The sequence below is a fragment of the Mycobacterium senriense genome (assembly GCF_019668465.1).
Classification (GTDB): Bacteria; Actinomycetota; Actinomycetes; order Mycobacteriales; family Mycobacteriaceae; genus Mycobacterium; species Mycobacterium senriense.
Genome location: NZ_AP024828.1, coordinates 3,970,802 through 3,995,065, shown reverse-complemented (window position 1 = coordinate 3,995,065; position 24,264 = coordinate 3,970,802). Strand labels below are relative to the sequence as shown.

Here is a 24,264-nt window from a genome sequence, read left to right as displayed (position 1 = left end):
TACCCGATGTCGGCTATCCGCACGAAACCTCGGTGCGGCACGATGGTGGGCAGGGTGCGACCCACCCGTTACGGCACACATTCCGCCACACAACAGGAGTAGTGCGTTGACAACTGAGTTCGTGCGCCACGATCTGGCCACAAACCCCACCGGCGCAACCGAACCCGACCGCGTTCGGGTGATCCGCGAGGGGGTGGCCTCCTACCTACCCGACATCGATCCGGACGAGACGTCGGAGTGGCTGGAGTCCTTCGACGCATTGCTGGAGCGCTCCGGCCCGTCGCGGGCGCGCTATCTGATGCTGCGATTGCTGGAACGGGCCGGCGAGCAGCGCGTCGCGATCCCGTCGCTGACGTCTACCGATTACGTCAACACCATCCCGACCGAGCTCGAGCCGTGGTTCCCCGGCGACGAGGATGTCGAACGGCGCTACCGGGCGTGGATCCGGTGGAACGCCGCGATCATGGTGCACCGCGCCCAGCGCCCGGGAGTCGGTGTGGGCGGCCACATTTCGACCTACGCCTCGTCCGCGGCGCTCTACGAGGTCGGCTTCAACCACTTCTTCCGCGGCAAGTCGCACCCCGGCGGCGGGGATCAGGTGTTCATCCAGGGCCACGCGTCGCCGGGCATCTATGCGCGCGCGTTCCTGGAAGGCCGCCTGACCGCCGACCGGATGGACGGCTTCCGGCAGGAGCACAGCCACGCCGCCGGCGGACTGCCGTCCTACCCGCACCCGCGGCTGATGCCCGACTTCTGGGAATTCCCCACGGTCTCGATGGGCCTGGGCCCGCTCAACGCCATCTACCAGGCGCGGTTCAACCACTACCTGCACGACCGCGGCATCAAGGACACCTCCGACCAGCACGTGTGGTGCTTCCTGGGCGACGGCGAGATGGACGAGCCGGAGAGCCGCGGCCTGGCGCACGTCGCCGCGCTGGAGGGTCTGGACAATTTGACCTTCGTCGTCAACTGCAACCTGCAGCGTCTCGACGGCCCGGTCCGCGGCAACGGCAAGATCATCCAGGAGCTGGAGTCGTACTTCCGCGGCGCCGGGTGGAACGTCATCAAGGTGGTCTGGGGCCGCGAGTGGGACGCCCTGCTGCACGCCGACCGCGACGGCGCGCTGGTGAACCTGATGAATTCCACGCCGGACGGGGATTACCAGACGTACAAGGCCAACGACGGCGCGTACGTGCGCGACCACTTCTTCGGCCGCGACCCGCGCACCAAGGCGCTCGTGGAGAACATGAGCGATTCCGAAATCTGGAACCTCAAGCGCGGCGGCCACGACTACCGCAAGGTCTACGCCGCCTACCGCGCCGCCGTCGACCACAAGGGCCAGCCCACGGTGATCCTGGCCAAGACCATCAAGGGCTACTCACTGGGTGCGCACTTCCAGGGACGCAACGCCACGCATCAGATGAAAAAGCTTGCGTTGCAAGACCTTAAGGACTTCCGCGACGCGATTCGGATTCCGATCAGCGATGCCCAGCTGGAAGAGGATCCCTACCTGCCGCCCTACTACCACCCCGGCTCCGACGCCGAGGAGATCCGCTACATGGTCGACCGCCGGCGCACCCTCGGCGGGTTTCTGCCCGAGCGGCGGACGAAGGCCAAGGCGCTGCGGCTGCCCGGCCGCGACACCTACGCCGCGCTGAAGAAGGGATCGGGAACCCAGGAGGTCGCCACCACCATGGCGACGGTGCGCACCTTCAAGGAAGTGTTGCGGGACAAGGAGATTGGCCCGCGCATCGTGCCGATCATTCCCGACGAGGCGCGCACCTTCGGCATGGACTCGTGGTTCCCGTCGCTGAAGATCTACAACCGCAACGGTCAGCTGTACACCGCCGTGGACGCCGAGTTGATGCTGGCCTATAAGGAAAGCGAAGCCGGCCACATCCTGCACGAGGGCATCAACGAGGCCGGGTCGGTCGGTTCGTTCATCGCGGCGGGCACGTCGTATGCGACGCACAACGAGCCGATGATCCCGATCTACATCTTCTATTCGATGTTCGGCTTCCAGCGCACCGGTGACGGCTTGTGGGCCGCCGCCGACCAGATGGCTCGCGGCTTCCTACTCGGTGCCACCGCAGGGCGCACCACGCTGACGGGCGAGGGCCTGCAGCACGCCGATGGCCACTCGCTGCTGCTGGCCAGCACCAACCCGGCGGTGGTCGCCTACGACCCGGCTTTCGCCTACGAAATCGCCTACATCGTGGAGAGCGGGCTGGCGCGGATGTTCGGGGAGAACCCCGAGGACGTCTACTTCTACATCACCATCTACAACGAGCCGTACGTGCAGCCGCCCGAGCCGGAGAACTTCGACCCCGAGGGCGTGCTGCGGGGTTTGTACCGCTACCACGTCGCCACCGAACAGCGGGCCAACAAGGCGCAGATCCTGGCGTCGGGGGTGGCGATGCCGTCGGCACTCAACGCCGCGCAGATGCTGGCCGCGGAGTGGGACGTCGCCGCCGACGTGTGGTCGGTAACCAGCTGGGGCGAGTTGAACCGCGACGGCGTGGCCGTCGACCGGGCGCGGCTGCGCCATCCGGACCGGCCGGCCGGTGTCCCGTACGTCACCCAGGCCCTGTCGAACGCCGTCGGCCCCGTGGTCGCCGTGTCCGACTGGATGCGCGCGGTGGCCGAGCAGATCCGGCCCTGGGTGCCGGGCACCTACGTCACCCTGGGCACCGACGGGTTCGGCTTCTCCGACACCCGGCCTGCGGCGCGGCGATACTTCAACACCGACGCCGAGTCGCAGGTGGTGGCGGTGCTGGAGGCGCTGGCCCGCGACGGCGAGATCGACCCGTCGGTGCCGACCGCGGCCGCCCGCCAGTACAAGATCGACGACGTGCTGGCCGCCCCGGAGCAGACGTCAGACCCCGGCGTGGCCTGACCCCACGCTTCGCCTCGGGCTCGCTGACGAGTGCGCGCCCAGCCGCACAGTGGTCGTCGAGCCTGCGGCTGGCCGCACGCTCGACGACCCCGCGGCCCGCTACCTTGAGGCGATCTTAAGAACGCCACGCGCCGCCTTTGGCGGAAACTTCCAGAAAAGACGCGTAGGTTTTAGGGGTGAATGACAACCCCTTCGCCGGTCCGTTCGCCAAGCAGCCCCGATCCCCGCTGGAGCTGCTGGACACCGTGCCGGATTCGGTCCTGCGGCGGCTGAAGCAGTACTCCGGTCGGCTGGCCACCGAGGCGGTCTCGGTGATGGGCGATCGGTTGCCGTTCTTCGGCGACCTGGAAGCGTCGCAGCGGGCCAGCATGGCGCTGGTGGTGCAGACGGCCATCAACAACTTCGCCGAGTGGATGCAGGACCCGCACAGCAACGTCAGCCACACCGCGCAGGCCTTCGAGCTGGTGCCACAGGACCTCGCCCGCCGCATCGCACTGCGCCACAGCGTCGACATGGCGCGCGTGACCATGGACTTCTTCGAGGAGGTCGTCCCGCTGCTGGCCCGCTCCGAGGACCAGCTGACCGCGCTGACGGTGGGCATTCTCAAGTACAGCCGCGATCTGGCGTTCACCGCCGCGACCGCGTACGCGAACGCGGCCGAGGCCCGCGGGACGTGGGACAGCCGGATGGAGGCCAGCGTCGTCGACGCAGTGGTCCGCGGCGACACCGGCCCCGAGCTGCTGTCCCGCGCCGCCGCACTGAACTGGGACACCACCGCCCCGGCGACGGTCGTGGTCGGCACCCCGGCCCCCGGGCGCGGCGGGTCGACCGGCCCCGACGACAGCGAGCGCGCGAGCCAGCACGTCCGCGATATCGCCGCACAGCACGGGCGCGCGGCCCTCACCGACGTACACGGCACCTGGCTGGTCGCGATCGTGTCAGGCCAACTGTCGCCAACCGACAAATTCCTCGGCGATCTGCTGGTCGCCTTCGCCGACGGCCCGGTGGTCGTCGGACCCACCGCGCCCATGCTGACGGCGGCCTATCACAGCGCCAGCGAGGCGATATCCGGCATGAACGCCGTCGGCGGCTGGCGCGGTGCGCCACGTCCGGTGCCGGCCCGCGAACTGCTGCCCGAACGGGCCCTGATGGGCGATGCCTCGGCAATCGTGGCGCTGCACACCGACGTGATGGGCCCGCTGGCCGACGCGGGTCCTACGCTGATCGAGACCCTTGACGCTTACTTAGATTGTGGCGGCGCGATTGAGGCTTGTGCCAGAAAGTTGTTCGTTCATCCAAACACCGTGCGCTACCGACTCAGGCGGATCACCGACTTCACCGGCCGCGATCCCATGCAGCCCCGCGACGCATATGTGCTGCGAGTGGCGGCGACGGTAGGCCAGCTCAACTATCCGACCACTCCGTCCAGCACCTCCGGCAACGCCATGCCCGCGGTTCCGCTGCCGGTCAGAGGGGCTGTTGTGGGGCAATCCGGGTGATAGTGACTTAGGCAACAGGTCGCGGCACGATATCAAACCAGTAGCTTACGGAGCCGTTTTGTAGGGTCTACACAAAAACCTAAGACGAGGTTCATAATCTGATACACCCGCCAAAACCGTTTCCACAGTGTTCTCTTAAACACGTGATTGCATTACTTGCGCCCGGACAGGGTTCGCAGACCGAGGGGATGCTCTCGCCATGGCTGGAGCTCGCCGGCGCCGCTGACCAGTTGGCGCTGTGGTCCAAGGCCAGTGGCCTCGACCTCGTGCGCCTGGGCACCACCGCATCGACCGAAGAGATCACCGACACCGCGGTCACCCAGCCGCTGGTCGTGGCCGCCACGCTGCTGGCCCACCAGGAGCTGACCAAGCGCGGCCTGCTGTCGGACGCCGACCTGGTCGTGGCCGGCCACTCCGTCGGAGAGATCGCCGCCTACGCGATCGCCGGCGTGATCGCAGCCGACGACGCCGTCGCGCTGGCCGCCACCCGTGGCGCCGAGATGGCCAAGGCTTGCGCCATCGAGCCCACCGGCATGTCCGCGGTACTCGGCGGCGACGAGAGCGAGGTCCTGGCCCGCCTCGAGCAGCTCGACCTGTTCCCGGCCAACCGCAATGCCGCCGGGCAGATCGTCGCGGCCGGCGCGCTGACCGCGCTGGAGAAGCTGGCCGAAGACCCGCCGGAGAAGGCCCGGGTGCGTGCCCTCGGTGTGGCCGGAGCGTTCCACACCAGGTACATGGCGTCGGCGCTCGACGGCTACGCCGCCGCGGCGGCCGCCGTTCAGACGTCCGAGCCGACCGCCAAGCTGCTGTCGAACCGCGACGGCAAGCCGGTCGCTTCGGCGGCCGCGGCGATGGAGGCGCTGGTCGCTCAGCTGACCCAGCCGGTCCGCTGGGACCTGTGCACCGCGACGCTGCGTGACCTGGAAGTCACTGCAGCCGTGGAGTTCCCGCCCGCGGGCACTCTCACCGGCATCGCCAAACGAGAACTTCGGGGGGTGACGGCTCGCGCCGTCAAGTCGCCCGCAGACCTGGACGCTTTGGCCGAGCTCTAAAGCCAGCTCGACCAGTTGCACAACCAGTACAACCGCATAGCACGTCGTCAATTCGACTAACACACAACACATTACGAAGGGAAGCACGCCGTGGCTGTCAGCCAGGAAGAAATCATCGCCGGTATCGCCGAGATCATCGAAGAGGTGACCGGTATCGAGCCCTCCGAGGTCACCCCGGAGAAGTCCTTCGTCGACGACCTGGACATCGACTCGCTGTCGATGGTCGAGATCGCCGTTCAGACCGAGGACAAGTACGGCGTCAAGATCCCCGACGAGGACCTCGCTGGTCTGCGCACCGTCGGTGACGTCGTGAACTACATCCAGAAGCTCGAGGAAGAGAACCCCGAGGCTGCCGAGGCGCTGCGCGCCAAGCTGGAGACCGAGAACCCCGACGCGGTCGCCAACGTCAAGTCGAGGCTGGAAGCGGACAGCAAGTGAGCAAGCCTTCCACTGCTAATGGCGGTTACCCCAATGTCGTGGTAACCGCTGTCACGGCGACGACATCGATCGCGCCGGACATCGAGAGCACGTGGAAGGGTTTGTTGGCCGGCGAAAGCGGCATCCACGTCCTCGAAGACGAGTTCGTCACCAAGTGGGATCTGCCCGTCAAGATCGGCGGTCACCTCAGGGAGCCCATCGACGAGCACATGAGCAGGCTGGACATGCGGCGCATGTCGTATGTCCAGCGGTTGGCCAAGGTGCTGAGCACTCAGCTATGGGAGACCGCCGGTAGCCCCGAGGTCGACCCCGACCGGTTCTCGGTCGTGGTCGGCACCGGGCTCGGCGGCGCCGAGCGGATTGTTGAGACCTACGACCTGATGAACGAGGGTGGCCCCCGCAAGGTGTCGCCGCTCGCCGTTCAGATGATCATGCCCAACGGTGCCGCCGCGGTGGTGGGCCTGCAGCTCGGTGCCCGCGCCGGGGTCATCACCCCGGTCTCGGCCTGCTCCTCGGGTTCGGAGGCGATCGCCCACGCGTGGCGTCAGATCGTCATGGGTGACGCGGACTTCGCCGTCTGCGGTGGAGTCGAGGGCCCCATCGAGGCGCTGCCCATCGCGGCGTTCTCGATGATGCGGGCCATGTCGACGCGCAACGATGAGCCCGAGCGCGCATCGCGGCCGTTCGACAAGGACCGCGACGGCTTCGTGTTCGGTGAAGCCGGGGCGATGATGATCATCGAGACCGAAGAGCACGCCAAGGCTCGTGGCGCAAAGCCACTGGCCCGGTTGATGGGTGCCGGCATCACCTCGGACGCGTTCCACATGGTGGCACCGGCGGCGGACGGCGTGCGCGCCGGTCGCGCCATGACCCGGTCGCTGGAGCTGGCGGGTTTGTCCCCCAAGGACATCGACCACGTCAATGCTCACGGGACGGCAACGCCGATCGGTGACACGGCCGAGGCCAACGCCATTCGCGTCGCGGGTTGCCAGGAAGCGGCGGTGTACGCACCGAAGTCGGCTCTGGGGCACTCCATCGGTGCGGTCGGAGCTTTGGAATCTGTTCTCACGGTATTGAGCCTTCGGGATGGCGTGATACCGCCAACACTCAACTACGAAACACCCGATCCCGAGATCGATCTCGATGTTGTCGCGGGCGAACCTCGCTACGGCGAGTTCCGTTATGCGATCAACAACTCGTTCGGGTTCGGTGGCCACAACGTGGCACTCGCCTTCGGGCGTTACTGAGTACGGAAGGAACGTTCGCAAGTCCCATGACGGAGTTGGTTACCGGGAAAACACTCCCAAACGTGGTCGTCACTGGCGTCGCCATGACGACCGCGCTGGCAACTGATGCCGAAACCACCTGGAAGCTGTTGTTGGACAGCCAAAGTGGAATCCGGGTCCTCGAGGATCCGTTCGTCGAGGAGTTTGACCTGCCGGTGCGAATCGGCGGGCACCTGCTGGAGGAATTCGACAGCCAGATGACGCGCGTCGAGTTGCGCCGAACAGGTTACCTGCAGCGGATGTCCACCATTCTGGGCCGGCGGGTCTGGGAGAACGCCGGCTCCCCCGAGGTCGACTCCAACCGGCTGATGGTGTCCATCGGCACCGGCCTGGGGTCCTCGGAGGAGTTGGTTTACAGCTACGACGACATGCGCCAGCGTGGTATGAAGGCCGTTTCGCCGCTCGGGGTGCAGAAGTACATGCCGAACGGCGCCTCCGCGGCGGTGGGACTGGAACGGCACGCCAAGGCCGGCGTCATCACCCCCATATCGGCGTGCGCGTCGGGTTCCGAGGGTGTGGCGCAGGCCTGGCGCAACATCGTGTTCGGCGAGGCCGACATCGCCATCTGCGGTGGCGTCGAGACCAAGATCGAGGCAGTGCCGATCGCGGCGTTCGCCCAGATGCGCATCGTGATGTCGACCAAGAACGACGACCCGGTCGGCGCGTGCCGCCCGTTCGACCGCGACCGCACCGGCTTCGTGTTCGGTGAGGCCGGCGCGCTGCTGGTCATCGAGACCGAGGAACACGCCAAAGCCCGCGGCGCCAACATCTTGGCCCGCATCATGGGTGCCAGCATCACCTCCGACGGCTACCACATGGTCGCCCCGGACCCCAACGGCTTGCGCGCCGGCCACGCGATGAGCCGCGCCATCCAGCTCGCCGGGCTCAGCCCGTCCGACATCGGCCACGTCAACGCCCACGCCACCGGCACCTCGGTCGGTGACGTCGCCGAGAGCAAGGCCATCAACAACGCGCTGGGCAGCCACCAACCCGCCGTCTACGCCCCCAAGGCCGCACTGGGCCACTCGGTGGGTGCGGTCGGCGCCGTGGAATCCATCCTGACCGTGCTCGCCCTGCGCGACCAGGTGGTCCCACCCACGCTCAACCTGGAAAACCTCGACCCCGAAATCGACCTGGACGTCGTGGCCGGCAAGCCCCGACCCGGCAACTACGAGTACGCGATCAACAACTCGTTCGGCTTCGGCGGACACAACGTGGCCATCGCCTTCGGGCGGTACTGAACCGAGCAACACCGAATATCAGGAGACCTGCGATGACTATCACGGCCCCCGAGACGGTTGGCGAGTCGCTCGACCCTCGCGACCCGCTGTTGCGCTTGAGCACCTTCTTCGACGATGACACCGTCGAGTTGCTGCACGAGCGCGATCGTTCCGGCGTCCTTGCCGCCGCGGGGACCGTGAACGGTGTGCGCACCATCGCGTTCTGCACCGACGGCACCGTCATGGGCGGCGCGATGGGCATCGAGGGTTGCACGCACATCGTCAACGCCTACGACACCGCCATCGAGGAGCAGAGCCCGATCGTGGGCATCTGGCACTCCGGCGGTGCGCGACTGGCCGAGGGTGTGAAGGCGCTGCACGCGGTGGGCCTGGTCTTCGAGGCGATGATCCGGGCGTCGGGCTACATCCCGCAGATCTCGGTGGTCGTCGGGTTCGCGGCCGGCGGCGCCGCCTACGGGCCGGCCCTGACCGACGTGATCGTGATGGCTCCGGACAGCCGGGTGTTCGTCACCGGGCCCGACGTGGTGCGCAGCGTCACCGGCGAGGACGTGGACATGTGCTCGCTCGGTGGCCCGGAGACCCACCACAAGAAGTCCGGGGTGTGCCACATCGTCGCCGACGACGAGCTCGACGCGTACGAGCGTGGTCGCCGGTTGGTCGGGTTGTTCTGCCAGCAGGGGCATTTCGACCGCAACAAGGCTGAGGCGGGCGACACCGACATCCACGCGCTGCTGCCTGAGTCGGCGCGGCGGGCCTACGACGTGCGCCCGATCGTGACCGCGATCCTCGACGACGAGACGCCGTTCGACGAGTTCCAGGCCAACTGGGCGCCGTCGATGGTGATCGGTCTGGGCCGGCTGTCCGGCCGCACGGTCGGCGTGCTGGCCAACAACCCGCTGCGTCTGGGCGGTTGCCTGAACTCCGAAAGCGCGGAGAAGGCGGCACGTTTCGTGCGGCTGTGTGATGCCTTCGGCATTCCGCTGGTGGTGATCGTCGATGTGCCGGGCTACCTGCCCGGTGTCGACCAGGAGTGGGGCGGCGTGGTGCGCCGCGGCGCCAAGCTGCTGCACGCGTTCGGCGAGTGCACGGTTCCGCGCGTCACGCTGGTCACCCGAAAGACGTACGGCGGGGCCTACATTGCGATGAACTCGCGCTCGCTCAACGCGACCAAGGTGTACGCGTGGCCGGACGCCGAGGTTGCGGTGATGGGCGCCAAGGCCGCCGTCGGCATTCTGCACAAGAAGAAGCTGGCCGCGGCGGCGGATCACGAGCGCGAGGCGCTGCACGACCAGCTGGCCGCCGAGCACGAGCGGATCGCGGGCGGCGTGGACAGCGCCATCGAGATCGGCGTGGTCGACGAGAAGATCGACCCGTCGCACACCCGCAGCAAGCTCACCGAGGCACTGGCCCAGGCGCCCGCGCGCCGCGGCCGCCACAAGAACATCCCGCTGTAACTTTTCGGCGCGTGAGCGTGTTTACGCTCGCGGAGGTGTCGGGCCCAGGATCGCCGAAAGCGCTTGCCGCAGCGCCCCTTCGGGGTCGGTGGGAAGTTCGTCGGCGCGCCACCCGACGAAATCGTCCGGGCGAATCAGCAGCGCCCCGTCCGACGGCAGTCCGGTGACCGCCGCCCACTCGTCACTGTAGAAGCGATGCGCGGCCAGCGACGCCGAAGCCGCTGCCGCACACCATCGCTCGTCCCCGGAGAGCACGGTGAATCGGGGCCCCAGCAGGTCGAGCGTCGAGACGCCCTCGCGCACCCAGACGTGCGGCACCCGGGTGCCGGGTTGGGCGCGCAGCTCGTCCACCAGGCCGTCGCCGTCCGCATCGCTTGTCACGACCGCGGTCGAGCGGTACCGGTATCCGATGAGCAGGGCGAACATCGAGCACTCCTCATCGGCCGGCAGCTGCGGCAATTCGCCGCCCGCCCGCAGCAGCGCCACCGACGGGCCGGTGAGCGACTGGCGCGCGGCGAATCGGCCCACCGGATGGCGCTCGGCGTGGTAGGTGTCGAGCAGTTCGGGACCGGCGTGTCCGCCGAGGACGGCGGCGAGCTTCCACGCCAGGTTGTGGGCGCTCTGAATGGCCGTGTTGGCCCCCCCGGCCTTGAACGGCGGCATGGTGTGCGCCGAATCTCCGACGAGAAATGCCCGCCCGCAACGGAATTGGTCAGCCACCCGTTCGTAGGGTTGCCACGCCGCCGTCTCGATGATCTCGATGTCCATCGGCTCGCCGAAGGCTTTGGTCAGCACGTCGCGGCAGCGCTTCGGGGTGAACTGCTCGGCCGTCTCGCCCGCTCCGGGAAAGTAGGTGGTGATGAACATGCCGAAATCGTCCTTGACGATCAGGAAGATCCCGTCCACGTCGTCGTTCTTCACCTGCACGCCGTCGCCGTCGTGCAACTCCGCGATGAACCGTCGCCACGGCGCCCGGAAGTAGACGAAGACGACGTAGATCGGCAGCGCGCCGTACCCGGATGTGGTGATGCCCAGCCGGTTACGGATCGGGCTGTGCACGCCGTCGGCGCCGACGAGATAGTCGGCGCGGACGGTCTCCGACTCCCCCGACTCCGTGTCGCGCACCACCGCGGTGACACCGGTCTCGTCCATCTCGATCGAGGACAGCTCCGTGCCGTAGCGCACGTCGCTGCCGCCTCGTCGGGCCGCATCGCGCAGGATCGGCTCGAGCCGGCTCTGCGGGCAATACTGTGCCGCAGGCTCGGGGCTCAGCTTGTCCAGGCCGGCGAAGATCGCCTCGACGTCAAGCGCCGGTTCTTGCACGGCGCTGTTCAGCGTGGGCCTGACCACCATCGCCGAGACATGCTCGGCGACCGCGCGCACCTCGTCGCGAAGCCCCAGCCCGCGCAGCACCTCCGAGCTGCGGAAACTCAGATTGCGGGCCTTCGGATAGAGGAAGGATTCCCGTCGCTTCTCGACCAGCAGCGAGCGCACCCCGTACTGGGCCAGCAGCGCCGACGAGGCCAGCCCACCGACGCCGGCTCCGACGATGAGCACCGGAACACGCGTAACCATTTCGCCTCCTTCCACCCCCAGTCAACGAAATGACAGTCTCTATCATTAGATACTAACTATCAATATGTGAATCCGTGGCATGGAGACACTGGGCGGGCGCTCTAGCCGAAGCGCGCCAGGAACTCCTCGGCGACGCCCATAGCCCGTTCCCGATCGCGCGACACCAACCCGATCCGGGTCCGCCGGTCCAGGATGTCGGAGGCATCCAGCGCGCCCTCATGGGTAATCGCGTAGGCGAATTCCGCTCTGCTGACGTCGATTCCGTCCACGACCGGCTCGGTCGGCCGGTCGCATGTCGCGACGGCGACAACCTTGGGCGCCTCGGCACCGTAGCGCTGCACCAGCGACACCGGCAGCTCGGTGTCGCTAACCGCGATCACCCCGGGATTGGCCGGGGCCCCGATCAGCGGCAGGTTGCCGGTCCGGCATTTCCCGGCCCGCAGTCGCCGCACCCGAATCGCGCGATCCAGCACATCCTGTGCCATGTAGCGGTATTCGGTCAGCTTGCCGCCGATCACGCTGATCACCCCGGACGCCGATTCCACGACGGCGTGCTCGCGGGAGACGTCGGCGGTGCGGCCTTCGCCGGTGTCGATCAGCGGCCGCAGCCCGGCGTAGGCGCCGATCACGTCGGTGGGGGTGAGCTCGGTGCCCACTGCGGTGTTCACCGTGTCCAGCAGGAAGGTGATCTCGTCGACCGACGGCTCGGGCACATCCGGAATCGGGCCGGAAGCCGCTTCGTCGGTCAGCCCCAGATAAACCCGGCCCAGTTGTTCGGGCATGGCGAAGACGAAGCGGTTGAGTTCGCCGGGAATCGGAATCGTCAGCGCCGCAGCAGGATTGCCGAAGGCCTGGGCATCGAAAACCAGATGCGTGCCGCGACTGGGCCGCAACCGCAACGCGCCGTCGATCTCGCCCGCCCACACCCCGGCCGCGTTGATGACCGCGCCCGCCGACACGTCGAACGATTCCCCCGCGCGCAGGTCGGTCAGCCGCACCGACGTGCCGGTGGCCCGCGAAGCCGACACCCGGGTCAGGATCCGCGCGCCATGTTGCGCCGCGGTGCGCGCGACGGCGGTGACCAGTCGGGCGTCGTCGATCAATTGACCGTCGTAGGCCAAAAAGCCACCATCCAGGCCGTCACGCCGCACGGTCGGCGCCATCTCCACGACGCGCCGGGCCGAAACCCGGCGCGAGCGCGGCAGGGTCGACGCCGGGGTGCCGGCGAGGAACCGCAGCGCGTCACCGGCCAGGAAACCGCCGCGCACCAGGGCCCGCTTTCCCGGGCTCATCGACGGCAGCAACGGAACCAACTGGGGCATCGCGTGAACCAGGTGGGGGGCGTTGCGCGTCATCAGGATTCCGCGCTCGATGGCGCTGCGCCGAGCGATGCCCACGTTGCCGGTCGCCAGGTAGCGCAGCCCGCCGTGCACGAGCTTGGAACTCCAGCGGCTGGTGCCGAACGCCAGATCGTGCTTTTCCACCAGCGCCACCCGCAGGCCGCGCGCCGCGGCATCCAGCGCGATGCCGGCGCCGGTGATGCCGCCGCCGATCACGATGACGTCCAGCGCCTCCCCGTCGGCGAGTGCGGCCAGGTCGGTGGCGCGGCGGGCGGCGTTCAGCGCGGTCGGATCGGGTATCACGACAAGTATCCGTTCAGCGAGTAGGCCAGCTCGGTGGCCAGCGCGTCGGCGTCGAGCATCGGTTCGACGATCCCCGCCGACTGAATGGTGGACTGGGCGATCAGCAACACCATGGTCGCCATCTGGACGGGGTCGCCGAGCCGGACGCTGCCGTGCCGCTGGGCCATCCGCAGCCGGGCGGCGAGCGCGTCAATCAACATGCGCTGGCTGGTCCCCAGGCGTTCGGTGATGTACGTCGACGCGAGATCCGAGTGCAGCACCGACATCACCAACTTGTCCGCCCGCAACAGATCGGTCACCGTAACTATCTGTCGCACAAGCGATTCCCGATCGTTGCCGAGCAATGGGGCGTCGCGCATCACCTCGGTGATGTGCTGGGTCAGCAACGCCGCCACGATCGAGGGCGTGTCCGGCCAGCGCCGGTACACCGTCGGCCTGCTGACGCCCGCGCGCCGGGCTATCTCGGCGAGGGTCACCCGGTCCACGCCGAAATCCACCACGCAACTGGCGGCTGCCGCAAGGATGCGCTCGCCGGTGTCCAACTCGGCGTTACGGATTGACAACATATGTAATACTGTAACGCATGACCGATCCCCAGGGGCTGTTGCCGCCGATGAAATGGAACGCGTGGGGCGATCCCGGCGCAGCCAAGCCGCTCTCGGAGGAGATCCGGTCATTGCTGCAGCAGGCCGTGGGGGTCGAGGGGTCCCGCACGGCCGAACTGCGATCCGACCAGGTGCAAGTGCGCCCGTCGGCTTTGTCGCAGTCCGATCGGGACGCACTGGCCGCCATCGTCGGCGCCGCATACTGCCGCACGGCCGACCCCGATCGGTTGCTGCACGCGGGCGGCAAATCCACCATCGACCTGCTGCGTCGCAACGACCAAGGGGTCCAGGATGCGCCCGACGCGGTGTTGCTTCCCGGCGATGACGACGCCGTTGCCGCAATCCTGCGCTACTGCTCGCAGCATCGCATCGCCGTCGTTCCCTTCGGCGGGGGCACCAGCGTGGTCGGTGGGCTCGACCCCCACCGTGCGGAGTTCGCCGCCGTCGTCTCGCTTGACCTTCGCCGCTTCGACCAACTGGTCTCGCTGGACGACGTGTCCGGGCAGGCCGTTTTCGGGGCCGGGGTCACCGGACCGGAGGCCGAACGTCTCCTTGGCGCACAAGGCTTTTCGCTCGGCCATTTCCCACAGAGCTTTGAGTACGCCACCATCGGCGGCTTCGCCGCGACCCGCTCGTCCGGTCAGGACTCGGCGGGCTACGGCCGGTTCAACGACATGGTGCGCGGCCTGCGCGTGGTCACTCCGGTGGGCACCCTGGATCTGGGTCGCGCACCGGAATCCGCCGCAGGCCCCGACCTGCGCCAGCTGTTGATCGGCTCGGAGGGCACCCTGGGCGTCATCACCCGGGTGCGGTTGCGTGTGCACCGCGCGCCGGAAGCCGTCCGCTACGAGGCGTGGTCGTTCCCCGACTTCGAGACCGGGGCCGCTGCCCTGCGCGCCGTCACCCAAAATGCCACCGGCCCCACCGTCATTCGGCTCTCCGACGAGGCCGAGACCGGTGTCAACCTGGCCACCACCGAGGCGATCGGCGAATCTCAGATCACCGGCGGATGCCTGGCCATCACCATGTTCGAGGGCACCGGGGAACACGTCGAAAGCCGGCACGCCGAAACCAGCGCGCTGCTGGCCGCCCAGGGCGGAACCTCGCTGGGCGACAGTCCGGCGCAGGCCTGGGAGCGCGGCCGATTCGGCGCACCCTACCTGCGCGATTCGCTGCTCGCGGCGGGCGCGCTGTGCGAAACGCTGGAGACAGCGACCGACTGGTCCAATGTCCCCGCGCTGAAAGCGGCTGTCACCCAAGCACTTACTGAGGCGCTCGCCGCGACCGGCACACCGGCCCTGGTGATGTGTCACATCTCGCACGTCTACCCCACCGGCGCGTCGTTGTACTTCACCGTCGTCGCCGGGCAACGGGACAACCCGATCGAGCAGTGGAAAACCGCCAAAAAGGCCGCGTCGGATGCCATCATGGCCAACGGCGGGACCATCACCCACCACCATGCGGTCGGAGTCGACCACCGGCCGTGGATGCGCGACGAGATCGGCGAGCTGGGAGTGCAGGTGTTACGCGCGGTCAAGGCGACACTGGATCCGGCCGGAATTCTCAACCCCGGCAAGCTCATTCCGTGACGGGCGAGCTGCGCCGTCGAGAGATCGGCAAGGTGATCGCGCTGACCAATCCGGTGTCGGGCCACGGCGCCGCGGTCCGCGCCGCCCAGCTCGCGATCGCCCGGCTGCACCGCCGCGGGGTGGAGGTCGTCGAAATCATCGGCGACGACGCGCAAGACGCGCGCTACCTGGTCGGCGCGGCGATGGAGAAGGGCACCGACGCGGTTATGGTGACCGGAGGCGACGGCGTCGTCTCCAACGCCCTGCAGGTGTTGGCGGGCACCGAGATTCCGCTGGGCGTGATTCCGGCCGGCACCGGCAACGACCACGCCCGCGAATTCGGCATCCCCACCAAGGACGCCGAGGCCGCCGCGGACGTCGTCGTCGACGGCTGCACGGAATCCATTGACCTGGGCCTGATCCGGGACAGCAGCGGGGCCGAGAAATGGTTCGGCACCGTGGCGGCCACCGGCTTCGATTCGCTGGTCACCGATCGTGCAAACCGGATGAGCTGGCCGCACGGCCGGCTGCGCTATTACGTCGCGATGCTCGCCGAGCTGTCACAGCTGCGGCTCTTGCCATTTCGCATGGTGCTCGACGGCAAAGAGCTCCACGCGGATATCACGCTCGCCGCCTTCGGCAACACCCGCAGCTACGGCGGCGGGCTGCAGATCTGCCCCGGCGCCGACCACACGGACGGTCTGCTCGACATCACCATGGTGCACGAGGCATCGCGCACCAAGCTGGTTCGCCTGTTCCCCACCGTCATGAAGGGCACCCACATCAACCTCGACGAGGTGCGCACGGCGCGGGCCAAATCCATCCACGTCGAGTGCCCCGGCATCAACGTCTACGCCGACGGCGACTTCGCCTGCGCGCTACCGGCCGAGATCTCGGTGGTTGCGGGCGCTCTGCAGATTCTGCGCCCGAACCGCACCACTTCGCCTCGAACGTGACGATACGGTCACGCACGACGCCGACTGTGACTGCAGCGTCACGCTGGGCTGAGCCGCCGATCGACTAACCGACGCCCCGGCTGAGCCAGGTCACCTCGCCGGCGTCGCCGCCGTCGCGGTAGGCCTCGAGCGCCTCGTCCCAGGCCGTGCCGAGCACCGAGTCCAATTCCGCGGCCAGGGTGTCGGCGCCCTGGGCCATCATCGCCCGCAGCCGCATCTCCCCGACCATGATGTCGCCGTTGGCACTCATCGCCCCGCTCCACAGGCCAAGCTGCGGGGTGTGGCTGAACCGGTGTCCGTCGAGGCCGGGGCTGGGGTCCTCGGTGACCTCGAACCGCAGCACGGACCAGGACCGCAGCGCGTTGGCCAGTTTGGCTCCGGTGCCCACCGGCCCGACCCAGTTGGTGACCGCGCGCAGCTGTCCGGGCATCGCCGGCTGGGGCGTCCAGTTCAGATTCGCCTTGGCACCCAGGGACGACGACAACGCCCACTCGACATGCGGGCAAACCGCCGCGGGTGACGCGTGCACGTACACCACGCCGGTCGTCACGTCGGCGAATTGATTCGACGCTCGCATTTCCTGCTCCTTCGGTTCCACGAGGGACGTCTTCCCCAACGACCTGCGGACCCGACAAACAGGGCAGCTTGCTTGAAATCTTCGGTTTTTTGTGTGTCGTGCGTGTCTATTGTGCCTTGTGATACCCGTGTTGCGCTAGTGTGCATTTCCCACTAGCTGTAATCGGCTATCACGGCGTCCGAAATCGCCGGCCACGGCCGCAGCGCCCACTCCCCGAAATCCCGGTCCGTGAGGACCACCAGCGCCAGGTCTTTTTCGGGATCTGCCCAGATGAAACCGCCTGCTTGGCCAAAATGGCCGTACGTTCGCGCGGAATTCTGCGCGCCCGTCCAGTGCGGCGATTTCGTGTCCCGGAGCTCGAAACCCAGCCCCCAATCGTTGGGCCGCTGCACCCCGTAACCGGGCAGGACGCCGTCCAGACCGGGAAATTGCACCGTCGTCGCGTCGGCATGCAGGCCCTGCGAGACCGTCGCCGGGCGCAGCAGGTCCCCGGCGAACGCCGCCAGGTCGGCCACCGTCGACCGCGCTCCGAAGCCGGCGGCCACCGCGCCGCCGTGCAGCTCGGTCGCCGCCATGCCCAGCGGCTCGCACACCGCCTCGGTCAGGTAGCGCGCAAACTCGATGCCGGTCTCCTGCTCCACAGTCTGGCCCAGCACGGTGAAGCCCTGGTTGGAGTAGATCCGGCGAGTGCCGGGCACGGCCAGCACCCGGTCGTCGTGCATCGACAGACCCGAGGTGTGGGCAAGCAGGTGGCGGACGGTCGCACCGGGCGGGCCGGCCGGCGTGTCGAGCTCGACTGCGCCTTCCTCGACGGCGACCTGCACGGCCCGGGCCGCCAGCGGCTTGGTCACCGAGGCCAGCTCGAACACCCGCTCGGTGTCGCCGTGGCTGGCCAGCACGCCGCCCGGGCCAACCACCGCTGCGGCGGCGGCCCCGACCGGCCAGTCGTTCAGGGCGTCAAGGGCCGCCATCACTTCCGGGCGATGTAGTAGTTATTGATCGGGTCCGACTCGATCTCGGCCACGCTCACATCACCGAACCCGGCATCGCCCAGCATCGACACCGCCAGTTGGGTGCCCCAGGCGGTGCCCAGTCCGGCGCCGTCCAGCGCCAGCGACACCGTCATGCAGTGCATCAACGACGTCGTATACAGGTAGGTGCTCATCGGGACGCCGACGTTCTCCTCGAGCCGGCTCGACGCCTTGATATCGGCCATCAGCAGCACACCGCCGGGCCGCAGCGCGCGGTAGATGTTCTCCAGGACCCGCGCCGGCTGCGCCTGATCGTGGATGGCGTCGAAGACGGTGATGACGTCGTAGGCGTCCGCCTTGTCCAAATCAGCGAGATTGTGGCTTTCGAAGCCCGCGTTGGACAGGCCCCGCTCGGCGGCTTCCCGGATTCCGGTGGCGATGGCCTGCTTGGAAAAGTCGATGCCGGTGAAGCGGCTGGCCGGAAACGCTTGCGCCATCACGTTGATGGCGTGTCCGCTGCCGCAGCCGAAATCCGCCACGTCGGCGCCGGACCGAAGCCGCTCCACCAGGCCGTCCACCAACGGCAGCACCACGTCGACCAGCGCGGTGTCGTACACGACGCCGCTCTGCTCGGCCATCAACGCGTGGAAGCGGGGAAATTCGCTGTACGGCAGCCCGCCCCCGGCGCGGAAGCACCCGATGATCTTCTGTTCGACCTCGGCAAGCACCGGAACGAGCAGCGTCACCAGGGCCAGGTTGTCCGGGCCGGCCGCACGCGTCAGCACCTTGGCGCGCTGCGTGGGCAACGAGTAGGTCGCGGTGTCGGGGTCATAGTCGACGACGCGTCCGGTGGTCATGCCGGCCAGCCACTCCCGGACGTAGCGTTCGTTGAGCCCGGCCGCCTCGGCGATCTGCTCGCTGGTGGCCGGTGCCCGCCCGGCCATCGTGTCCAGCAGCCCGGTCTGATGCCCGATGCTGAGCAACAGCGTCAGGCTGGCGCCGTCGATGGCCGCGGTGATTCGTTCGGTGAATTCTTCGGTGGTCTCCAAAGCCGTCACGCCCAGGGACGCTACACCCGGTCGATGGCCGGCCGGTTGCCAACAGCGGATGGGTGGACAACCCGCCGCGAGATGTATGGCGGCGGTCAGTAGGTTGGAGCCCATGAGTCAGACAGTGCGCGGCGTGATTTCACGCAAGAAGGGCGAACCTGTTGAGTTGGTGGACATCGTCGTCCCGGATCCCGGGCCCGGCGAGGCTCTGGTCGACGTGATCGCCTGCGGGGTGTGCCACACCGACCTGACCTACCGCGAGGGCGGCATCAACGACGAGTATCCCTTCCTGCTCGGCCACGAGGCCGCCGGCCGAGTCGAGGCCGTCGGCCCGGACGTGACCGCCGTCGCACCGGGCGACTTCGTGGTGCTGAACTGGCGCGCGGTCTGCGGGCAGTGCCGGGCGTGCAAGCGCGGCAGGCCGCACCTGTGCTTCGACACCTTCAATGCCACCCAGAAGATGACGCTGACCGACGGCACCGAGCTCACACCCGCGCTGGGCATCGGCGCGTTCGCCGACAAGACGCTGGTGGCCGCCGGCCAGTGCACCAAGGTCAATCCCGAGGCCGACCCCGCGGTCGCGGGCCTGTTGGGCTGCGGGGTGATGGCCGGGCTGGGCGCGGCGATCAACACCGGGGCCATCACCCGGGACGACACCGTCGCGGTGATCGGTTGCGGTGGCGTGGGCGACGCGGCGATCGCCGGCGCGGCGCTGGTAGGCGCGCGGCGGATCATCGCCGTCGACACCGACAACACCAAACTGGACTGGGCCCGCAAGTTCGGCGCCACCCACACCGTCAACGCCCGCGAACTCGACGTGGTCAAGACCATTCAGGACCTCACCGACGGGTTCGGCGCGAACGTGGTGATCGACGCCGTGGGCCGGCCGGAAACCTGGAAGCAGGCCTTCTACGCCCGCGACCTCGCCGGAACCGTTGTGCTGGTTGGTGTTCCGACTCCCGACATGCGCCTGGACATGCCGCTGGTGGACTTCTTCAGCCACGGCGGTTCGTTGAAGTCCTCGTGGTATGGCGACTGCCTGCCCGAACGCGACTTCCCCACCTTGATCGACCTCTATCTGCAGGGCCGGCTGCCGCTGGAGCAGTTCGTCTCCGAGCGCATCGGGCTCGGCGACGTGGAAGAGGCGTTCCACCGGATGCACGGCGGCGACGTGTTGCGCTCGGTGGTGGTGCTCTGATGGCGGGCATCGAACGGCTGGTCACCCACGGCACCTTCGAACTCGACGGTGGCAGTTGGGAAGTCGACAACAACATCTGGGTCGTGGGCGACGACTCCGACGTGGTGGTGTTCGATGCCGCGCATTCCGCCGAGCCGATCCTGGCGGCGGTGGGTAAGCGCAATGTGATCGCGGTGGTGTGCACCCACGGCCACAACGACCACGTCACCGTGGCACCCGAACTGAGCGCGGCGCTGGACGCCCCGGTGCTGTTGCATCCCGGCGACGACGTGCTGTGGCGAATGACTCACCCGGACAAGGACTTCCGCACCATCGCCGACGGTGACACGCTCGACGTCGCCGGCACCGAGCTGCTGGCGCTGCACACGCCGGGCCACTCGCCGGGATCGGTGTGCTGGTACGCCCCGGAGCTGGGCCCCAAAGGTGTCGTGTTCAGCGGGGACACCTTGTTCTCCGGCGGCCCAGGCGCTACCGGGCGCTCCTATTCGGACTTCCCGACCATCCTGCAGTCGATTTCCGGCCGGCTCGGCACGTTGCCAGGTGACACCGTCGTGCATACCGGCCACGGCGACAGCACCACCATCGGCGACGAAATCGTGCACTACGAGGAATGGGTGGCCCGCGGCCACTGATTCCTGCACGCCGAACTGTCAACCGGTTCGGCCTCTATCGTTGACCCATGCCGCCTGAACCCCGGATGCCCGAATCGAGCATTGTGGTGCGGCCCGAGCCTGCCTACACCGAGACGTCGCGGCTGCGGGCCGCCGGGTTGGCGCATGCGATCGCGGCGTTCGAGCGGGCCGCCGAACAGGTGACACTGCCCAAGGCTCCGCAGCCGATCGTCATCGCCGACTACGGCGCGGCCAACGGTCACAATTCACTCAGGCCGCTATCGGCGGGCATCGCGGTGCTGCGTCGCCGCACCCGCCACGATCACGCAATCCTGGTGGCGCACACCGATGTACCGGGCAACGACTTCGCCGCACTGTTCGAGACGGTGCATGACGACCCGGAAAGCTACCTGCACTCCGACACGGCGACGTACACCTCGGCCGTCGGCCGTTCGTTTTATGACCAGATCGTGCCGGCCAAGACCGTCAACCTGGGCTGGACGTCGTGGGCGACGCAGTGGCTGAGCCGAACTCCCTGCGAGGTGCACGATCACGTGCACGTCTCGCGCAGCAAGGACGACGCCGTGCACTCGGCCTATGCCGACCAGGCGGCGCTGGACTGGCATAACTTCGTCGCCTTCCGCGGCCGGGAGTTGGCTCCCGAGGGCCGGCTGGTGGCGCTGACGCTCGCCGCCGACGATGACGACACGGCGGGCTTCGCCCCGCTGCTCGACGCCCTCGTGGAGGCGCTGGACGATCAGGCGCGCGAGGGTCTACTACATCCGGATGAGTTGCGGCGCATGGCGATTCCCACCTTCGCCCGTGCCGAGAAGGACTTTCGTGCCCCGTTCGCGCCGAAGGGGCGGTTCGAAGGCCTGATGATCGAGCACCTCGAGATGTTCAACGCCGAGGACCGGTTCTGGGCTCGCTACCAGTTAGACCACGACGCAGAGGCTTTCGGTGCGCAATGGGCGGCCTTCGCCCGATTCGCGCTGTTCCCCTCCCTGGTGGCCGCACTCGACGGGGGGCTCCACGACGAGCGGGCGGCGCAATTCGTCGAGCACTTGGCGGGCGCGGTGGCCGAGCGGCTGTCCAGCGCGCCCGAGCCGATGCGGATCCCGCAGGCGGTGGTCGTGCTGGTCAAGCGCGACGCACGACGCTGATGAGAGTTTCGGCACATCCGCGCGGCGGGTAACCCCTTCCAATCGTCAACCTGCGACTGCAAGGGGGTAGACGCATGAGCGTGCAGGACGATAAAGGGACCGAGGACGACAAGGAGCCTAAGGACGATAGGTCGAGTGATCGAGCCGAACAAGCTGATCAAACTGGTGGAAAGGATGATGAGCAACGGCTGACCGAGAAGCCCGAGCCGGACGAGGACGCCAAAAAGAAGGCCTCCGAGATGATGGAGGCCTACAAAGAAAAGCCCACGATCGTCCTGCCCGGCACCGGCGGAAGCGTGTCCGGCACCGCGGTCAACGAGTGGCTGGACGAAGACGGCAATCCCAAGCACGAAGAACCCGAGGGCTCGGACGCCCAGGACTCGGATGCCCAGGACTCGGATGCCCAGGGCTCGGACGCCCAGGACTCGGACGCCCAGGACTCGGACGCCCAGGGCTCTGATGCCCAAGAAAAGGGCGATGGCCAGCGCGACGAAGAGGCGCTGAACGAGCAGATCGAAAAGGACAAAACCCTCAACGAGAAGCTGAGAGAAGCGGCCAAGGCCGAAAACAAGGGCGAAGACGATTGAGCTGAACCCGAATTGACGACGTAGGGCTCAATGAGCGGGTATCGGTCCTAGCGCGCTGATGCCGAGGTTGCCCTCGATCTCCTGAATGATCTGGTTGACGCGGTCGAGCCCGGGGATGGGTTCGTTCACGCCCGGAACGGGTGGGATCGGCGGGGCCGCCACTTTGCGCGGAGCCGCCGGAGTCGCCGGACGGGCGGGCGCTGCCGGTGGGGCCGCCTGAGGAGTAGCCCGGGGCGTGGTGGTCATCGGCGTCTCGGTGTCGGCGGGCGGGGTGGTGTCGGAGGTTGACGGCACCGGAACGTCGGGTGGCGGCGGCGCCGGCTCGGCGGTCGCGCTGTGGGGCGCCGGTGGTGTCGTACTCAGAGCCGGGGTTGGCGTGGTGGCCGTCTTGTTCTGCGCGGTAAGCCCGATTGCCACGGCGGTCCCCACCAACAGCACCGCCGCGACGGTGACGATGACCGCCGCCGCCGGCAGCAGATGCCGGCGAGACACCAGCCGCTTGCGCTGGACGGGTTCAGGTGCGGCCTCGGCCGACCCAGTCGCGGCCACGGCCGCTCCGGTCGCCGCATCGGGGTCCGGCCCGGAATACCCGGCGGCGGTGACCCGCGAGTTGTGCCCGGTGGCCCAGGCCCGTGCCAGCTCGGCCTGCGTCGGCTCGGCCGGCGGCGCCTGCGTGGTCGCGGTCGCTTCCGGGCGCGGATCCGGGGGAACCGATGCCCGAGCCGTCACAGGCGCGGCCGGAGCCGAGAGCGTGGCGGACGCGGCAGGCGCGGCAGGTGCGGCCGGAGCCGAGAGCGTCGCGCCCGCATCGCCGGGGCCGTGCGCGACCCGCAACGCGGCGCCGACCGCCGCCGCGAGTTGCGGGCGCGGCGTCGTGGCGACAGGGACGCGAAAGTGCCGCGACAGCGCGGTGGTGACGGTCGGCAGGTTCGCCCCGCCGCCCGTCGAGACCACCGCGACGAGATCACGGATTCCGTTGCGCGCCAAGGCTTCGTCCAATGCCGAAATCGTGCGGTTCAGCGAGGGACGGATCGCGTCGTCGAGTTCGTCCCGGGTGAGCCGGACTTCGCCGCGCGTCCCGGTCAGCCCGTCGGTGAGCGTGGCGACCGTGCCCGATGAGAGCTGTTCCTTGGCGATCCGGCATGCGCTGCGCAGCCGGCTCAGCGAGCCGATCGCCACGTTGCCGGACGGGAACGCACCAGTGGTCGGCATGTTGGCGATGACGGCGCCCAGCAGCGCCTGGTCGATCAGGTCGCCGGAGAATTCGCGGTGCCGAACGGTCGGGGCCAACGCCCGGTAGTCACCGTCGGCGTGCATCAAGGTGATGTTGGTGCCGGTGCCGCCGAAGTCGCAGACCGCGACGGTTCCGCGCGGCGGGATGCCCGGGCTGGTCCGCACGGCGAGCAACGTGGCCGCGGCGTCGGGGATCAGCAGGGTCGGACGCGTGCGTCGCGCCCATTCGGGGATCTCGCTCAGGGCGGTGCCGAGGGCCTCCACCGCGTGTGACTCCCAGTGGGCCGGATAGGTGACCGCGACGTCGTCGGGCAGGGCGCGTCCGCCGGTGGCGGCATACGCGAGCGCCCGCAACGCGTCGGCGACCAACACCTCGCTGCGGTGCACCGAACCGTCGACCGCCACGACGCCACGTGGGTCGCCGACCCGGTTGACGAAGCCGGTGATCACCACGCCGGGCCCCTGCAATCGTGGATTCTCCGCGGGGATGCCGATCTCGGCGGGCCGATCCGGATACAGCGTCAGAACGGGCTTGCGGGTGATGGCGTTGTCGGCGGTGACGGCCGCCAGGTTGGTGGCACCAATCGATAAGCCCAGCGCGGTCCCGACTCCAATGGCCATATCCCGATCCCCGTATCCGCAGCAGCGACTCGCATCCGGCT

General features: G+C 68.2%; 20 protein-coding genes. 13 read left to right on the top strand and 7 right to left on the bottom strand.

The genetic code is table 11. The annotated features are described in order from the left end of the window. Positions 1-106: 106 nt before the first annotated feature. From aceE to MTY59_RS18885, 7 genes are all read left to right on the top strand, one after another. Entirely contained in the window at positions 107-2,896 is a 2,790-nt protein-coding gene (gene aceE / locus MTY59_RS18915) for a pyruvate dehydrogenase (acetyl-transferring), homodimeric type (protein ID WP_221042506.1), read from the top strand. A gap of 176 nt (positions 2,897-3,072) precedes the next feature. After that, the gene (locus MTY59_RS18910; RefSeq protein WP_221042505.1) at positions 3,073-4,395 is read left to right on the top strand and encodes a PucR family transcriptional regulator; all 1,323 of its coding nucleotides are present in this window, start codon (positions 3,073-3,075) and stop codon (positions 4,393-4,395) included. Between the two features lie 143 nt (positions 4,396-4,538). Then, positions 4,539-5,447 carry an ACP S-malonyltransferase gene (locus tag MTY59_RS18905; RefSeq protein ID WP_221042504.1) on the top strand — a complete coding sequence of 303 codons (909 nt, stop codon included), beginning with the start codon at positions 4,539-4,541 and terminating at the stop codon, positions 5,445-5,447. A gap of 90 nt (positions 5,448-5,537) precedes the next feature. Continuing rightward, the gene (acpM, locus tag MTY59_RS18900; RefSeq protein WP_221042503.1) at positions 5,538-5,885 is read left to right on the top strand and encodes a meromycolate extension acyl carrier protein AcpM; all 348 of its coding nucleotides are present in this window, start codon (positions 5,538-5,540) and stop codon (positions 5,883-5,885) included. After that, on the top strand, positions 5,882-7,132 hold the full coding sequence (gene kasA, locus MTY59_RS18895; protein ID WP_221042502.1) for a 3-oxoacyl-ACP synthase KasA: 1,251 nt from the start codon (positions 5,882-5,884) through the stop codon (positions 7,130-7,132). The genes acpM and kasA overlap by 4 nt, the downstream gene beginning before the upstream one ends. A gap of 26 nt (positions 7,133-7,158) precedes the next feature. After that, positions 7,159-8,412: a 3-oxoacyl-ACP synthase KasB gene (gene kasB / locus MTY59_RS18890; RefSeq protein ID WP_221042501.1), complete on the top strand. Its 1,254-nt coding sequence runs from the start codon at positions 7,159-7,161 to the stop codon at positions 8,410-8,412. A 32-nt stretch (positions 8,413-8,444) separates the two neighbouring features. Beyond that, positions 8,445-9,866 (top strand): acyl-CoA carboxylase subunit beta, encoded by a 1,422-nt coding sequence (locus MTY59_RS18885; RefSeq protein WP_044486057.1) that lies wholly within the window; start codon positions 8,445-8,447, stop codon positions 9,864-9,866. 21 nt (positions 9,867-9,887) lie between these two features. On the opposite strand, the gene MTY59_RS18880 is transcribed toward MTY59_RS18885, so the two are convergent. The 3 genes from MTY59_RS18880 to MTY59_RS18870 all read right to left on the bottom strand — a co-directional run bounded on the left by MTY59_RS18880 (position 9,888) and on the right by MTY59_RS18870 (position 13,650). Further along, positions 9,888-11,441, bottom strand: coding sequence for an FAD-dependent monooxygenase (locus tag MTY59_RS18880; RefSeq protein ID WP_221042500.1), 1,554 nt, complete (start codon positions 11,439-11,441; stop codon positions 9,888-9,890). Positions 11,442-11,542: 101 nt separating this feature from the next. Then, on the bottom strand, positions 11,543-13,084 hold the full coding sequence (locus MTY59_RS18875; RefSeq protein WP_415822630.1) for a glycerol-3-phosphate dehydrogenase/oxidase: 1,542 nt from the start codon (positions 13,082-13,084) through the stop codon (positions 11,543-11,545). After that, positions 13,081-13,650, bottom strand: coding sequence for a TetR/AcrR family transcriptional regulator (locus MTY59_RS18870; RefSeq protein WP_221042499.1), 570 nt, complete (start codon positions 13,648-13,650; stop codon positions 13,081-13,083). Before MTY59_RS18870 ends, MTY59_RS18875 begins: the two co-directional genes overlap by 4 nt. Before the next feature lie 47 nt (positions 13,651-13,697). Between MTY59_RS18870 and MTY59_RS18865 the strand changes: the two genes are divergently transcribed. Then, complete coding sequence (locus tag MTY59_RS18865; protein ID WP_347881625.1) at positions 13,698-15,278, top strand: FAD-binding oxidoreductase; 1,581 nt, start codon at positions 13,698-13,700, stop codon at positions 15,276-15,278. Next, positions 15,275-16,213 (top strand): diacylglycerol kinase, encoded by a 939-nt coding sequence (locus MTY59_RS18860; RefSeq protein ID WP_221042497.1) that lies wholly within the window; start codon positions 15,275-15,277, stop codon positions 16,211-16,213. The genes MTY59_RS18865 and MTY59_RS18860 overlap by 4 nt, the downstream gene beginning before the upstream one ends. A 64-nt stretch (positions 16,214-16,277) precedes the next feature. Here MTY59_RS18860 and MTY59_RS18855 read toward each other — a convergent pair whose 3' ends face one another. The 3 genes from MTY59_RS18855 to MTY59_RS18845 all read right to left on the bottom strand — a co-directional run bounded on the left by MTY59_RS18855 (position 16,278) and on the right by MTY59_RS18845 (position 18,819). Next, complete coding sequence (locus tag MTY59_RS18855) at positions 16,278-16,790, bottom strand: DUF3145 domain-containing protein (RefSeq protein ID WP_221042496.1); 513 nt, start codon at positions 16,788-16,790, stop codon at positions 16,278-16,280. Between the two features lie 152 nt (positions 16,791-16,942). Then, positions 16,943-17,761, bottom strand: coding sequence for a serine hydrolase domain-containing protein (locus MTY59_RS18850; RefSeq protein WP_221042495.1), 819 nt, complete (start codon positions 17,759-17,761; stop codon positions 16,943-16,945). Next, positions 17,761-18,819, bottom strand: a complete 1,059-nt coding sequence (locus MTY59_RS18845; RefSeq protein ID WP_221042494.1) for a class I SAM-dependent methyltransferase — start codon at positions 18,817-18,819, stop codon at positions 17,761-17,763. The genes MTY59_RS18850 and MTY59_RS18845 overlap by 1 nt, the downstream gene beginning before the upstream one ends. A gap of 103 nt (positions 18,820-18,922) precedes the next feature. Between MTY59_RS18845 and MTY59_RS18840 the strand changes: the two genes are divergently transcribed. The 4 genes from MTY59_RS18840 (at position 18,923) to MTY59_RS18825 (ending at position 22,369) form a co-directional block, all read left to right on the top strand. Next, positions 18,923-20,008 carry an S-(hydroxymethyl)mycothiol dehydrogenase gene (locus tag MTY59_RS18840; protein WP_221042493.1) on the top strand — a complete coding sequence of 362 codons (1,086 nt, stop codon included), beginning with the start codon at positions 18,923-18,925 and terminating at the stop codon, positions 20,006-20,008. Then, positions 20,008-20,640, top strand: a complete 633-nt coding sequence (locus tag MTY59_RS18835; RefSeq protein ID WP_221042492.1) for an MBL fold metallo-hydrolase — start codon at positions 20,008-20,010, stop codon at positions 20,638-20,640. Before MTY59_RS18840 ends, MTY59_RS18835 begins: the two co-directional genes overlap by 1 nt. A 47-nt stretch (positions 20,641-20,687) precedes the next feature. Next, on the top strand, positions 20,688-21,782 hold the full coding sequence (locus MTY59_RS18830) for a class I SAM-dependent methyltransferase (RefSeq protein WP_221042491.1): 1,095 nt from the start codon (positions 20,688-20,690) through the stop codon (positions 21,780-21,782). Positions 21,783-22,021: 239 nt separating this feature from the next. Further along, positions 22,022-22,369 carry a hypothetical protein gene (locus MTY59_RS18825; RefSeq protein ID WP_415822638.1) on the top strand — a complete coding sequence of 116 codons (348 nt, stop codon included), beginning with the start codon at positions 22,022-22,024 and terminating at the stop codon, positions 22,367-22,369. Between the two features lie 27 nt (positions 22,370-22,396). Here the strand turns inward: MTY59_RS18825 and MTY59_RS18820 are convergent, their stop codons facing one another. Beyond that, the gene (locus MTY59_RS18820; RefSeq protein WP_221042490.1) at positions 22,397-24,223 is read right to left on the bottom strand and encodes an Hsp70 family protein; all 1,827 of its coding nucleotides are present in this window, start codon (positions 24,221-24,223) and stop codon (positions 22,397-22,399) included. Positions 24,224-24,264 lie beyond the last annotated feature (41 nt).

Coding starts and splice junctions, on each gene's coding strand:
- kasB (WP_221042501.1), top strand. CDS start 7,159: ATGACGGAGTTGGTTACCGGGAAAACACTCCCAAACGTGGTCGTCACT.
- MTY59_RS18885 (WP_044486057.1), top strand. CDS start 8,445: ATGACTATCACGGCCCCCGAGACGGTTGGCGAGTCGCTCGACCCTCGC.
- MTY59_RS18880 (WP_221042500.1), bottom strand. CDS start 11,441: ATGGTTACGCGTGTTCCGGTGCTCATCGTCGGAGCCGGCGTCGGTGGG.
- MTY59_RS18870 (WP_221042499.1), bottom strand. CDS start 13,650: ATGTTGTCAATCCGTAACGCCGAGTTGGACACCGGCGAGCGCATCCTT.
- MTY59_RS18865 (WP_347881625.1), top strand. CDS start 13,698: ATGAAATGGAACGCGTGGGGCGATCCCGGCGCAGCCAAGCCGCTCTCG.
- MTY59_RS18855 (WP_221042496.1), bottom strand. CDS start 16,790: ATGCGAGCGTCGAATCAATTCGCCGACGTGACGACCGGCGTGGTGTAC.
- MTY59_RS18850 (WP_221042495.1), bottom strand. CDS start 17,761: ATGGCGGCCCTTGACGCCCTGAACGACTGGCCGGTCGGGGCCGCCGCC.
- MTY59_RS18840 (WP_221042493.1), top strand. CDS start 18,923: ATGAGTCAGACAGTGCGCGGCGTGATTTCACGCAAGAAGGGCGAACCT.
- MTY59_RS18835 (WP_221042492.1), top strand. CDS start 20,008: ATGGCGGGCATCGAACGGCTGGTCACCCACGGCACCTTCGAACTCGAC.
- MTY59_RS18830 (WP_221042491.1), top strand. CDS start 20,688: ATGCCGCCTGAACCCCGGATGCCCGAATCGAGCATTGTGGTGCGGCCC.
- MTY59_RS18825 (WP_415822638.1), top strand. CDS start 22,022: ATGATGGAGGCCTACAAAGAAAAGCCCACGATCGTCCTGCCCGGCACC.
- MTY59_RS18820 (WP_221042490.1), bottom strand. CDS start 24,223: ATGGCCATTGGAGTCGGGACCGCGCTGGGCTTATCGATTGGTGCCACC.